This is a genomic window from Candidatus Skiveiella danica, from assembly GCF_022705245.1.
Classification (GTDB): Bacteria; Pseudomonadota; Gammaproteobacteria; order Burkholderiales; family Burkholderiaceae_C; genus Skiveiella; species Skiveiella danica.
In genome coordinates this window covers 44,445-56,826 of the sequence record NZ_JAKJEW010000013.1, presented here as the reverse complement: position 1 = coordinate 56,826, position 12,382 = coordinate 44,445, and the positions used below count along the sequence as shown (strand labels likewise).

Genomic DNA, 12,382 nt, shown 5'->3' with positions numbered 1-12,382 from the left:
GGCACAACCACGTCTCCAGTGGTCGCGGTTTGTTGCTTCAAGTTTACATCATTCATAATTATTGATGCAAAATATTCAGTCTGGCTTACACTGGCACCTTTCCCGATCATTCATGTCCGCCCTCTCACTTGCCCCTCGCGCCCTGTACGAAGAAGTCGCCGAGCTGATGCGCCAGCGCATCTACCGGCGCGAACTGGCGCCCGGCAGCTGGATCGACGAACTCAAGATCGCCGAGGAATACGGCATCAGCCGCACCCCGCTGCGGGAGGCATTGAAAGTCCTCGCGGCAGAGGGTCTCGTCACCATGAAAGTGCGTCGCGGCGCCTATGTGACTGAAGTCTCGGAAAAAGACCTGAGCAACGTGTACCACCTGCTGAGCCTGCTGGAATCGGACGCTGCCGGAGTCGTGGCACAGACCGCCACGGCGGACGAGCTCAAGGAACTTCAGGGCCTGCACGACGAACTCGAAACGGCCGCCCAGGACCGCGACCGCTTCTTCGCGCTCAACGAGCGCTTTCACATGCGCCTGCTGGAGATTGCCGACAACCGGTGGCGCGACCAGATGGTGGCCGATCTGCGCAAGGTCATGAAGCTGAATCGGCAGAACTCGCTGCTCAAGTCCGGGCGGGTCAAGGAGTCTTTGGCCGAACACCGGGCCATCATGAAAGCCCTGGCCGCCCGCAACGCCGAAGACGCCGCGCAGCGCATGCGCGAGCACTTCCGCAACGGACTCGAAGCCGCCGCCTGACCCTCAATCCGCCTCGACGGCGCCCCCCTCAAGCCGCTTGTCCGGCAGCAGCCACAGCGCAGCCACCCCGAAATAGATGACCATCGTGAACCACTCGGCCACAAAGGCCAGCGGGATCGCTGCCGCGTAGGCCGCAAACGAGAACCAGGCCTTCAGGTTCTGGCCCACCGTGCGCGCCAGCATCGACTCTTTGTCGTGGAACTTCACCAGTACCTGCTCCAGCAGCCGGTAGGACACTCCCACCATCAGCACCACCGCGCCATAGACCGCGACGGGCACCCGGTGGAACTGGTGTTCACCCATCCAGGCCGTCACCGAGGGAATCAGCGACAGCCAGAAGAGAAAATGCAGGTTGGCCCACAACACGGCCCGGTTCACGTGATGCACCGCATGCAGCAGATGATGGTGATGGCTCCAGAAGATACCGATCGTGACAAAGCTCAGCACATAGCTGAGCAGCTTCGGACCCAGGGGCTGCAGCGCCTCGAAGCTGAATTCGTGCGGGCCCCGCAGCTCCAGCACCATGATGGTGATGATGATGGCGATCACGCCGTCGCTGAACATTTCCAGTCGGTTCTTGCCCATGGCTAGTTTCCTGTCATTGCGATGCGGGATTCTGTCGCAGCCCTCATTCCCGCTCAAGGTAGACCTCGGGCTTGAAGGGCAGGCGGAACATGCTCATGTCCGGCACAAGCGCCTTGCGTGCGATGCCGCTGGCCTGCAGCGACTGGTCATGGATGGCCCGGGCCACTGCAACGCCAAGATTGCGAAGGTCCTGGGGTCTGATCCAGTGGTCGAACCCGGCTCGCCCGTAGGTCGTCTCCAGCGTGATCGCGTTGACCGACTCCTGCCGCCGGTTCCACCACCAGGTCTCCGGGAACCACGAGTTCAGGAAACCCGCGCCCCCGTCGGCGGGCGGCTGCTCGATGCGTCCGTCGTAATGGCGCGCCACGTTGCTGATGAAGTCGATCTGCGACGACCAGAGTGCGCGCTGCGCCGGCGTGTAGCGCGCCGGGTCGCTGCCGAAATGCGGGAAGAAGAACGCTGCCGTGTCGGGCTCGGAGTTGGAGGAATGCAGATTCAGCGCCAGCACCACGGGCGCGTCGGCATCCAGCAGCGCCGGCACCATGCCGTACTCGTTGATCAGGCGATTCTCCAGCGGTGCATTGCCATCCAGCAGCGGCGTGCCCAGGGTATTCAGCCACTGGTTTTCGAGATTGATGCTGGTGGCATTGGTCCGGTAGTTGCCCGCGATCACGCCATCCAGGTTGTGCATCGGCACGATCCGGAAGACGTAACGGGCGCGCAACGCCCGGCCCAACGCCTCGTCGGCCAGCACGGTTCGGATCAGCCCTTCTAGCACAAACGACGGCCCGGTCTCCGCAGCATGGGTGCGGGCATGGATCCACACCGTCTGGCGCGGCCCGCTGGCGCTGGCGTCGGCGATCGTGATCCTCTGCAGCGGCTTGCGGTACACCGGGGACGAACCCAGCGTGTCGATGCGCACAGCCGGGTTCTGCGCGATCTCGGTCAGGAAGGCCGACAGGTCCCGGGTGGTGTACGGGAAGGTGCGGGCAATCCAGACCGTGGGCGCGTCGAAGCGCTTCGTGACCACCACACGGCAGCTGTCCGGTACCGCAATCACGCAGCCCGGCACCAGCGAGACTTCGCTTTCTTCGAAGTGCTGCCAACGGGTGCCATCGTAGGAATAGACCGGCACAAAGTAATAAGGAAAGCCCAGTCGGGTGAACTCCATGCGAAGGCTCTGGCCCACCGGCACCTGGTCGGCCCGCAGGTACCACCAGGTCCGAAAGCTGTTGGGCAGGCTGGCGTCGTCGTTGTCGTCGCGCAGGGCCAGTTGCCAGGAAAGGCCGTCGCCATCGAGCTGCTTCACCGCGCCGATGCTGCCGGACTCGAAATCGGTGGCGAAGCGAACCTGGTTCTCGCCGGTGCTGCACGCGGCAAGAAACAAGACCATGAGCAGGACCCAGAGGCCGGCCCAGGGTCGCCGGAGCCGACTTGTTGGCAGGTGATCAGGTTTCATAAGGCAATCGACTCAGGGCGACCCATCGGGCTCCGGATGAAAACAGTATCACTTTCATAGCATCGTTCGACCATCCGGCGTTGGGAAATGCCCAATTTGATCAACATTCAGGCTTTCAGAGGCTCCCCGGAGCCCCTCCAGCGCCTTTTGATGCACCTCGGCCGGCGGCAACGGTTTGAGGTGGTGGTCGCTCCACACCTGGCGCCACTTGCGCGCACCACGCTGGCCGTGGCGCAAGCCCAACATGTGGCGGGCAATCGGGTACCACGGGCAGTCGTCGTCCACCGCCTCGCGCGCCATGTAGGCGACCATGGCCGCTTCGACCGCGTCCGGCGTCAGGGTGGATGACGCCTCGCCGAAGAAGGTCTCGTCCCAGCCGGCCAGCAGCCAGGGGTTGTGGTACGCCTCGCGCCCCACCATCACACCATCCACATGCTGGAGATGGGTGGCGATCTGTTCATTGCTGGTCACACCGCCGTTCAGGCAGATGGTCAGCTGCGGAAAGTCACGCTTGAGCTGGTAGACCATTTCGTAGCGCAGCGGCGGGATCTCGCGATTTTCCTTCGGGCTCAGGCCCTGCAGCCAGGCGTTGCGCGCATGCACGATGAAGACCCGGCAGCCCGCTTCGCTGACCTGGCCGACGAAATCGCGCACAAAGCCGTAGCTTTCGATCCGGTCGATGCCGATGCGGTGTTTCACCGTCACCGGGATGTCCACCACGTCAACCATGGCCTTCACACCGTCGGCCACCAGCGCGGGCTCGGCCATCAGGCAGGCGCCGAAGGCGCCGCGTTGCACCCGTTCGCTGGGGCAGCCGCAGTTGAGGTTGATCTCGTCATAGCCCCACTCCTGGCCCAGCTTCGCGGCAAAGGCCAGGTCTTCCGGTTCGCTGCCGCCGAGCTGCAACGCCACCGGGTGTTCTTCTTCATGAAAGCGCAGGTGCCGCCGCAGGTCGCCATGGCGCAGCGCGCCGGTGGTGACCATCTCGGTATACAAGCGCGTATGGTTCGACAGCAGGCGATGGAAGTACCGGCAGTGCCGGTCCGTCCAGTCCAGCATCGGAGCGACATTTAATCTCCAAGGTGAGAAATCTGGTCTACTCATATGATTTCAATCACTATTTTTAAATGTTCTCCGGCGATCCAAGCCACGCCAACATCCCCTGGCCCGCCCGCCGCCCGCTCGCAAAGCAGGCGGTCAGGAGGTAGCCGCCGGTGGGGGCTTCCCAGTCCAGCATTTCTCCGGCGCAGAACACGCCAGGCAACTCGCGCAGCATCAGGCCGTCGTCCAGCGCCTCGAAGGGGACGCCGCCGGCGCTGCTGATGGCTTCATCCAACGGGCTTGCGGCCGTCAGCGTGACGGGCAGCGCCTTGATGGCGGCAGCCAAGCGCTCCGGCTGTTCCATCGCCTCTTTGGGCAACAGCTCGTGCAGGATGGCCATCTTGATGCCGTCCAGCCGGAGGCGGCTCTTCAGGTGGCTGGTCAGGCTGCGCGAGCCGCGCGGGTGCCGCACTTCGGCCAGCACGCGCTCAGCCGGGTGATCGGGTAACAGGTCCAGCCGGAACGTGGCACGGCCGTGGGCGGCGATGGCGTCGCGCAGCCGGCTGGACGCGGAATAGACCAGACTGCCCTCCACGCCGGTGGCCGTGGCCACGAACTCGCCCCGGCGGTGCCAGGGAGCGCCGCCGTCCTCGTCGCCCAGGTTGATGGCCACCGACTTGAACGGCTGACCGGCAAATCGCCCGCGGAAATGCGACGTCCAGCCCTGGCCGTCACGGCCAGCGGCGTCAAAGCCGCAGTTGCTGGGGGCCAGCGCCACCACCGGCACGCCGCGCGCCGCCAGCAGCGGCACCCAGGCGCCGTCCGACCCCAGCCGGGCCCAGCTGCCGCCACCCAGCGCCAGCAGCACCGCGCGGGCGCGCACCTGGCGCGGGCCTGCCGGCGTGTCGAAGCACAAGGCGCCGTCGGCATCCCAGCCGGTCCAGCGATGGCGCATGTGAAAGGTCACCGGAACGCCCGGGGCCATCGGATGCCGCAGGCGTTGCAGCCAGGCGCGCAGCAGCGGCGCAGCCTTCATGTCGGTGGGAAACACCCGTTGCGACGTGCCCACAAAAGTGTCAACGCCGAGCCCCGCCGCCCAAGTGCGCAGCGTGTCAGGCCCAAAGTCCCGCAGCAGCGGCACGATGGCGGAGCGCCGCTCGCCGTAGCGTGTGACGAAGGCCTCGAACGGCTCCGCATGTGTCAGGTTCAGCCCGCCCTTGCCAGCCAGCAGGAACTTGCGCCCCACCGAGGGCATGGCATCGAACACATGGACCGAGCGCCCTGCACCCGACAGCACTTCCGCCGCCGCCAGTCCGGCCGGGCCGGCGCCGATGAGGGCGATGTCAAGGGAGCTGTCGGCAGGGATGGCAAAGGTCATGCGGCGATTGTCGCCGCTCGTCCCTGCCCCGCGCCGGCGTCAGGACAGCTCGCGGATGTAGGCCGCCACCACCCGCAGCTGCTGGTGGTCCATGCGCAGGATGAAGCCGCGGCTGGCCGAATTGATCATCTTCGTCGCGCCGCTCAGGCCCAGCTTGGCCGACTGCTCGGCCATGAAGCCCACCTGGGCGCGTTGCAGGGGGCGCAGGAAGTACCACTCCATGCCGGCCACCACGAGTTCGGCCACCAGATCGGCCAGCGCTTCGCCATGGCCCCGGTGGCTTGATGCGGCCTCCAGGGCGTCGAGCACCGAATGGGTCTTCTGGCGCAAGGCGTGCGAATGCTGAAAACGCAGGGAGGGCAGCTCGTTGGCCGGGACTGGCGCTGGCTTCTGCACCGGCTTCGCCGGCGCCTTCACCGCCGCCTTGTCGGCGTCGGCCGGCGCCTTGGTCGTGCGGCCGGGGGCCTTTGCTGCGGCAGGTTTGGTGACCGCCTTGGCCGCAGGCTTGGACTTGAGGGTGCGTGCCTTCGAGGGTGGAGTGGTGCTCATGGTGCGGATGGATCTTGGGGGCTCACAGCGTAACAGTTGGCGGCCGTGCCGGCACCCACGCCATGCGATTGGACACGCCCCTTGCGAGCGCGCAAATCCCCGGCAGAACGCCCCGGAACTCGTCCGGAGCGGTAAATTACGTGGCGAAACCACATCAACCCGGGTGACATGGCAATCGCCAGCCCGGCACCGGTCTCAACCCCATTCACGAACGGAAACCTGCAATGACCGACCCGGAACAGAACCCGACCGAACAGTGGATCGAACAGGGGCGCGCCTTGCGCAAGACGGTCAAGCGAAGCGACCACCTGGCCCTGGGCCATCTGCATCGCGACCCGGTCGCCCTGCTCCAGGCCACCGACAAGGGGCGTGTCGAGCGCCTCGTTCCGCTCAAGTATGGCCGTATGCTGACCGCGCCCTTCGCCTTCTTCAGGGGCAGCGCCATCCTGCAGGCCCATGACCTCAAACACACGCCCCACACCGGGCTGCAGCTCCCGATTTGCGGAGACGCCCACCTGATGAACTTCGGCGGCTACGGCACGCCCGAGCGCCAGCTGGTGTTCGACCTGAACGACTTCGACGAGACCCACCCCGGTCCGTGGGAGTGGGACCTCAAGCGCCTGGTGGCCAGCCTGAGCGTGGCGGCCCGCCACCTGGGCTTCACGGCAGCCCAGGGCGATGAAGCGGTGGCGTCCGCCGTCACCAGCTACCAGCAGCACACCGCCGGGTTCTCGCAGATGGACGCCTTGAGCCAATGGCAGACGCTGATCACGCTGGATTCGGTGCATGGGGCCAGCGAAGACACCGCTTCGCGTGAGCAACTGGCCAAGGCCATGAGCAAGGCGCAGCGGCGCTCGCACGAAACGCTGTTGCCCAAGATGGGGGCCAAGGTGGACGGACGCTGGACCCTGCATGAGGCGCCGCCCGCGCTGTTCCACATCCACGGCGACAGCACCCTGTTCTCGCCCGAGGACGACTGGATGCGCCTGGGCCACTGGACCGAGCTGACGGACCACCTGTACAGCGGTTATCTCGCCCACGTGAAACCGGACGTCCGCGCCCTGCTGGGGCGGTTCCGCATGCAGGACCTGGTCTTCAAGGTGGTGGGCGTGGGCAGCGTGGGCACGCGCTGCCTGGTGCTGCTGCTCACCGATGCCACCGACGCGCCGATGATGCTGCAGATCAAGCAGGCCAACGCCTCGGTGCTGGCGCACTACGTGCCGGGAAAATCGCCGCACATCAAGCACCAGGGCGAACGGGTCGTGGCGGGCCAGCGGCTGATGCAGGCCACCAGCGACCGCTTCCTGGGCGCCACCACCGGCCCGTCAGGACGCCATTTCTACGTGCGCCAGCTGCGCGACATGAAGGTGTCTGCCGAAGTGGAAACCTTCAACGCCAACCTGCTCACGCGCTACGGCGCGCTGTGCGGACAGGTGCTCGCCCGCGCCCACGCCAAGAGCGGCGGCTACACAGTACAGGTCAGCGCCTACCTGGGCAAGGGCGGCGCGTTCACCGAGGCGCTGGTGGCCTACGCCAAGGGCTATGCCAACCAGGTCGAGCGGGACTACAGCGCGTTCCGCGAGGCCTGTCGAGCCGGCCGCGTCACGGCCCAGACCGAAGCCGACTTCGCCGCGGATTTCAGCCCCTGAGGCGTGCGCAGCCGGGCTGCGCACCCCGAATTTCGTCCCTCAGCCAGACCGAAAGTCCTGTTTTAATAGCGGATAATGACCATCCGACGCTGGGGAAAAGCACAAAAAGCATGAAAAACGGGTGTGTTGGAGCGCAGGTGAACCTCCAGCGGCTCTGCGGGCCCTTCAGAGACGCTCAGCGCCCCGCGCCCAGTGTGGGCACCACCACCAGGTAGGTCAGCACGAAGATCACCAGGATGCCGCTCAGGTTGAGCCACAGCCCGGCGCGGATCATCTGCGGCATGCGCACCAGGCCGGTGCCGAAGACGATCGCGTTGGGCGGCGTGCCCACCGGCATCATGAACGCGCAGCTCGCGGCAATGGTGGCGGGCACCAGCAGCATGCCCGCCGGCACGCCCAGCACCGGCGCCAGCGCCGCGAGGATCGGCAGCATCGTGGCCACCTGCGCGGTGTTCGAGGTGAGCTCCGACATGAACACCATGATCGTGATGATCGCCAGCAGCGCCGCCCACACCGGCCAGCCCGCAAAGTCCGCCGCCAGCGCGCCGATGTACTGGGGCACGCCGTTGGCCTCGGTCGCCGCGGCCAGCGCCAGCCCGCCGCCGAAGAGGATCAGCACGCCCCAAGGCAGCTTCTGCGCGGTCGCCCAGTCCATCGCGCGGATGCCCTGCGCCCGATCCACCGGAAGCAGGAACAGCGCGATCGCCGCCAGGATGGCGATGCCCGCATCCGAGAGCCCGGCCAGCGGCCGCATGCCGCCCACTGACCAGTCCTTGAGCAGCGGCGAGCTCATCCACAGTACGACGGTGACGGCGAACACGCCCAGCGTCACCCGCTCGCCGGCGTTCAGCGCGCCGAGCTTCGCCCATTCGTCGCGCACGTACTCGCGCCCGCCCTCGATCTCCCCCATGCGCGAGGGAAACAGCAGCGTCGTGTTGAGGAACCAGGCCAGCGGCAGGAAGGCCAGCATCATCGGCACGCCGATCGCCATCCACTCCAGGAAGCCGATGCGGATGCCTGCCGACTGCTCGACAAACCGCACCAGGATGCCATTGGGCGGCGAGCCGATGATGGTGCCGAGCCCGCCGATCGAGGCGGCGTAGGCCACGCCCAGCAGCGCCGAGAAGGCGAAGTTGGACAGGTCGCGGTCGTCCTGCGGAATGCCGCCGTGCTCGGCCAGGCCGCGGCCGGTGCGCCGGCGCAGCGCCACGTCGATCACCGACAGCACGATCGGCACCATCATCGCGGCGGTCGCGGTGTTCGACACCCACATGCTCACGAACGCGGTGGCGGCCATGGTGCCGCCGACGATCGCCTTGGGCCGCGTGCCCACCAGCTTGAGCGTGGCAAAGGCGATGCGGCGGTCCAGCCCCCAGCGCTGGATGGCCAGCGCCAACACGAAGCCGCCGAGGAAGAGAAAGATCACATCCGCGCCATAGTTCGCCGTGGTGCGCGCCAGCGGCATGATCCCGGCCAGCGGAAACGCCGCAATCGGCAGCAGCGCGGTGACCTCGATGTCGACCGCCTCGGTCATCCACCAGGTGGCCATCCACGCCATCATCGCCAGCGTGGCGCGCCCCGCCTGGGAAAAGGCGACGACCTTGCCCTGCGCGTCGGTGAAGGTCTCGGGCAGCGCGAAGTGCAGCGCCAGCGCCAGCACCGGGCCCAGGATGAGGCCGGCGCGGCCGACGCGTTGCTGAAAGGTCAAGGCCATGATTTCCCCTGATTCAAGTCCACCGGACGCAATCATTTTGGGCGCCTGCGGCGCATGCGCCCTTGAGGGGGGTCAAGAACCCGGTCGGCGAGCCTTCGTTGGTCCGGGCGGCGTTCAGCCCAGCTTCACCGCCGTGCCGCTGACGGCGACCATCATCATGCCGTTGGCTTCGCCCAGCACTTCGTAGTCGAAGTCAATGCCGATCACGCCGGTGGCGCCCAGTTCCCTGGCAGCGGCGATCAGGTCTTCCAGCGCAGCATCGCGTGCGCCCGAAAGGGCGCGCTCGTAGCCGCCCGCGCGCCCGCCCACCACGTCGCGCACAGACGAGAACATGTCGCGAAAGATGTTGGCGCCGATGATGGCCTCGCCGTTGACGACGCCCAGGTACTGGCTGGCCGCAATATCCGGGGGTGTCGTGGTGGCAAGAAAAAAGCCGTCGGTGCTCTTGGAAAACCAGCCCATCTGAAACGCTCCTGAGTGAATCAACGCACCACGGCACGGGTGCGCTGCCATTGTGCCCGGGATGGAGCCCGGCCGGCCCCCTAAACTGCGCGCATGTCCACCGCCCAATCACCCGTCCCCGCCCCTTGGCCCGCCCTGCGCGCCGCACGCCACACCGTTGTCCCGCGTCGCCCCGTCATCCTGCTTGGCCGGCATGGCCCGGTGACCGTGGGCAGCGTCGCCGAAGCCCACCTGAGCGCCCTCGCCGCCTGGCCGCACTGGATCGGCATCGACCCGGGCGCCGTCACCTTGCACTTCGGCGGCGACATCGGGGCCATCGACACCCACTGGGCCACGGTGAACGCGCAACTGCGCACCCAGGGCCTGATCGTCGCCTGGCGCGACGAGCCCTACGGCGTGTGGGACGACCAGGAAGTCAGCCACGCCACCATCGAGCGCGCGGCTTCGCGCTTCTGGGGCACGCTGACGCTGGGCGCGCATTGCAACGGCTACGTGGCCGACGCGTTGGGCCGACCCACGCACCTGTGGGTAGCGCAACGCAGCCTGGACAAACCCACCGACCCCGGCATGCTCGACAACCTGATCGGCGGCGGCGTGCCCTTGGGCCAGAGCCCGTGGGAGGCGCTGCAGCGCGAGGCGTTCGAAGAGGCTGGCCTGGCGCCCGAGGAGATCGCCCAGGCCACGCCCGGGCGCGTGGTGGCGCTGCACTGCGACATCCCCGAGGGCCTGCAGCGCGAGCACCTGCATGTGTACGACCTGCGCCTGCCCCCCGGCCGCACGCCCCAGAACCAGGACGGCGAAGTGGCCTGGCACCAGTGCTGGCCCGTGGCGGAGGCGCTTGCCGCTGCCGCCGAGGGCCGCTTTACCACCGATGCGGCGCTTGCCACGCTGGACTTCGCGGTGCGGCATGGCGTGGTGGCGGCACATGATCCGCTGGCCGTGGCGCTGGAGGCGTTGGTGGCGGGTGCGGCGAGCGCGCGCTGACGGCAACGGAGTCCATGCACCGCGATGGCGCGGGCGGCGCACGGCCATCCGGCCCGTGCCGCAGGGTTATCGGGTATTGACCAGAATCCGGCCATGCGCCACGCGTTCATCCCCCTGCTGGTCTGGCTCACGCTCGCGCCGTGGGCGCAGGCGCAGATTGATGACATGCAACCCATCCGAGGTTTCGCGATCGACCGCAAAGAGGTCAGCATCGCGCAGTTCGCCCGCTTTGCGCAGGCCACCGGCACCGTCACAGCGGCTGAAAAGGCGGGTGGCGGCAGCACTTATGAGGGAGGCTGGGTCCAGCGCAAAGGCTGGACCTGGCGCACCCCCTTCGGCCTGCAGGCCAGCGACAACGAGCCCGCCGTTCACATCACCTTCGCGGAAGCCCGCGCCTATTGCCAGTGGGCGGGCCAGCGCCTGCCCACGGATGCCGAATGGATGGAAGCCGCCTACACCGAGCGGCGCGCGCAGCCACCGGCTAGCTTCAGCACCGGCCAGACCTACCCTTACCCCACCGGCAGCACCCCCCAGGGCGCCAACTGCCTAGGCGACTGCGGCGCGGCGCCCACGCCCGCCGCCTACGCCAACCCCGCCATCACCACCCGTGGCCGTGGCCATGCGCCCACCGGCAGCACCAAAGCCGGCGTCAACGGCCTGTTCGAAATGGGCGCCAACGCCTGGGAATGGACCGACGGCGGCACCGACAGCGCCCGCCCTACTCGCGGCGGCTCCTGGTGGTACGGCGCGGCGCAGATGCACCGCGACCACGTCCAGACCAAACCGGCGGACACGGCGGTGGTGTACATCGGGTTTCGGTGCGCGAAGAGCTTGCTGGCCGCCGACAAATAGCGGGCAAAGGGACAAAGCTGCTGACAGCCGGGTCCACAGGCCATCGGTGTGCGCTACCACCTCCCGAAAATCGGTCGGCCTCTCCAAAAGCACCAAACGATTGAATCGAACGATTCGATTAGAATTGAGTCGAGTTGACCACCGCCGAGCAGGAGCCCACCATGCAGACCTTCACCGCCAATCAGGCCAAGACCCACTTCGGCGAATTCCTGGATCTGGCCCAGCGCGAGCCGGTGCGCGTGATGCGCCGCGACCGCGTGGTGGGCGTGATGGTCAGCGCGCAGGACTATGAGGCCATGCGCGCCTTCTACGCCGACCGCCTGCAGCACACCCTGAACCAGAGCGCCGCCCAGGCCGGGGCTCATGGCCTGACCGCCGAAGGCCTGGACGCGCTGCTGGCCGATGAAAGCTGACCACCGCCTGAAGGTGGTGATCGACACCAACGTCTGGATCAGCGCTGCCCTTTCGCCAGGCGGCCCCCCAGCCGCAGTGGTACGGCACACCTTGCGCCGTGGCGTGGCGGTGCTGTCGCCGCCGACCTTTGCCGAGCTGCAAACCCGCCTGTGGAAGCCCAAGTTCGACCGCTACCTGAGCATGGACATGCGCCTTGATCTGCTGCGCAACCTGAACGGCGCCGCCCTGTGGGTCGACATAACGCCCGAGCTGGCCACACAAGGCTACAGCCGCGACCCGCAAGATGACATGTTCATCCACACCGCCCTCGCCGCCGGGGCCGGCTGGCTGATCACCGGCGATCAGGACCTGCTGACCGTCGCACCGATCGACGGCCTGCGCGTGTGCACACCGGCCGACGCGATGGCCCAGGCGGCCTTTCTCAATGCGTTGAGCGGGCCGGAATAACTCCTGACTTCATAGCGACTCATGACCATTTGACGCTGGGTATTGGCCAAAAAACACTGAACTTTCGGGGATTCGGGCCATTGTGGCCGGTACGGTATGC

General features: G+C 67.0%; 13 protein-coding genes. 6 read left to right on the top strand and 7 right to left on the bottom strand.

The genetic code is table 11. The features are described from left to right. Positions 1–112: 112 nt before the first annotated feature. A complete protein-coding gene (locus tag ACMUOY_RS09355) occupies positions 113–748 on the top strand; it encodes a GntR family transcriptional regulator (RefSeq protein ID WP_413892446.1) in 636 nt (211 codons plus the stop codon). 3 nt (positions 749–751) lie between these two features. Here ACMUOY_RS09355 and ACMUOY_RS09350 read toward each other — a convergent pair whose 3' ends face one another. From ACMUOY_RS09350 to ACMUOY_RS09330, 5 genes are all read right to left on the bottom strand, one after another. Further along, on the bottom strand, positions 752–1,333 hold the full coding sequence (locus ACMUOY_RS09350; protein WP_413892445.1) for a TMEM175 family protein: 582 nt from the start codon (positions 1,331–1,333) through the stop codon (positions 752–754). Between the two features lie 43 nt (positions 1,334–1,376). Further along, the gene (locus tag ACMUOY_RS09345) at positions 1,377–2,726 is read right to left on the bottom strand and encodes a M14-type cytosolic carboxypeptidase (RefSeq protein ID WP_413892444.1); all 1,350 of its coding nucleotides are present in this window, start codon (positions 2,724–2,726) and stop codon (positions 1,377–1,379) included. A gap of 120 nt (positions 2,727–2,846) precedes the next feature. Continuing rightward, a complete protein-coding gene (gene dusA / locus ACMUOY_RS09340; RefSeq protein ID WP_413892443.1) occupies positions 2,847–3,896 on the bottom strand; it encodes a tRNA dihydrouridine(20/20a) synthase DusA in 1,050 nt (349 codons plus the stop codon). A gap of 19 nt (positions 3,897–3,915) precedes the next feature. Further along, positions 3,916–5,211, bottom strand: a complete 1,296-nt coding sequence (locus ACMUOY_RS09335; protein ID WP_413892442.1) for a TIGR03862 family flavoprotein — start codon at positions 5,209–5,211, stop codon at positions 3,916–3,918. 39 nt (positions 5,212–5,250) lie between these two features. Beyond that, entirely contained in the window at positions 5,251–5,760 is a 510-nt protein-coding gene (locus tag ACMUOY_RS09330) for a hypothetical protein (protein ID WP_413892441.1), read from the bottom strand. A 224-nt stretch (positions 5,761–5,984) separates the two neighbouring features. Between ACMUOY_RS09330 and ACMUOY_RS09325 the strand changes: the two genes are divergently transcribed. Beyond that, positions 5,985–7,409: a DUF2252 domain-containing protein gene (locus ACMUOY_RS09325; protein WP_413892440.1), complete on the top strand. Its 1,425-nt coding sequence runs from the start codon at positions 5,985–5,987 to the stop codon at positions 7,407–7,409. Positions 7,410–7,584: 175 nt separating this feature from the next. Here the strand turns inward: ACMUOY_RS09325 and ACMUOY_RS09320 are convergent, their stop codons facing one another. After that, positions 7,585–9,123 (bottom strand): SLC13 family permease, encoded by a 1,539-nt coding sequence (locus ACMUOY_RS09320; protein WP_413892439.1) that lies wholly within the window; start codon positions 9,121–9,123, stop codon positions 7,585–7,587. 114 nt (positions 9,124–9,237) lie between these two features. Continuing rightward, positions 9,238–9,585 (bottom strand): heavy metal-binding domain-containing protein, encoded by a 348-nt coding sequence (locus tag ACMUOY_RS09315; RefSeq protein ID WP_413892438.1) that lies wholly within the window; start codon positions 9,583–9,585, stop codon positions 9,238–9,240. Between the two features lie 93 nt (positions 9,586–9,678). Between ACMUOY_RS09315 and ACMUOY_RS09310 the strand changes: the two genes are divergently transcribed. From ACMUOY_RS09310 to ACMUOY_RS09295, 4 genes are all read left to right on the top strand, one after another. Beyond that, a complete protein-coding gene (locus ACMUOY_RS09310; RefSeq protein ID WP_413892437.1) occupies positions 9,679–10,569 on the top strand; it encodes an NUDIX hydrolase in 891 nt (296 codons plus the stop codon). 93 nt (positions 10,570–10,662) lie between these two features. After that, positions 10,663–11,421 carry a formylglycine-generating enzyme family protein gene (locus tag ACMUOY_RS09305; RefSeq protein ID WP_413892436.1) on the top strand — a complete coding sequence of 253 codons (759 nt, stop codon included), beginning with the start codon at positions 10,663–10,665 and terminating at the stop codon, positions 11,419–11,421. 161 nt (positions 11,422–11,582) lie between these two features. Beyond that, entirely contained in the window at positions 11,583–11,834 is a 252-nt protein-coding gene (locus ACMUOY_RS09300) for a type II toxin-antitoxin system Phd/YefM family antitoxin (protein ID WP_413892435.1), read from the top strand. Next, complete coding sequence (locus tag ACMUOY_RS09295; RefSeq protein ID WP_413892434.1) at positions 11,824–12,282, top strand: putative toxin-antitoxin system toxin component, PIN family; 459 nt, start codon at positions 11,824–11,826, stop codon at positions 12,280–12,282. Before ACMUOY_RS09300 ends, ACMUOY_RS09295 begins: the two co-directional genes overlap by 11 nt. The last annotated feature ends 100 nt before the right edge of the window (positions 12,283–12,382 follow it).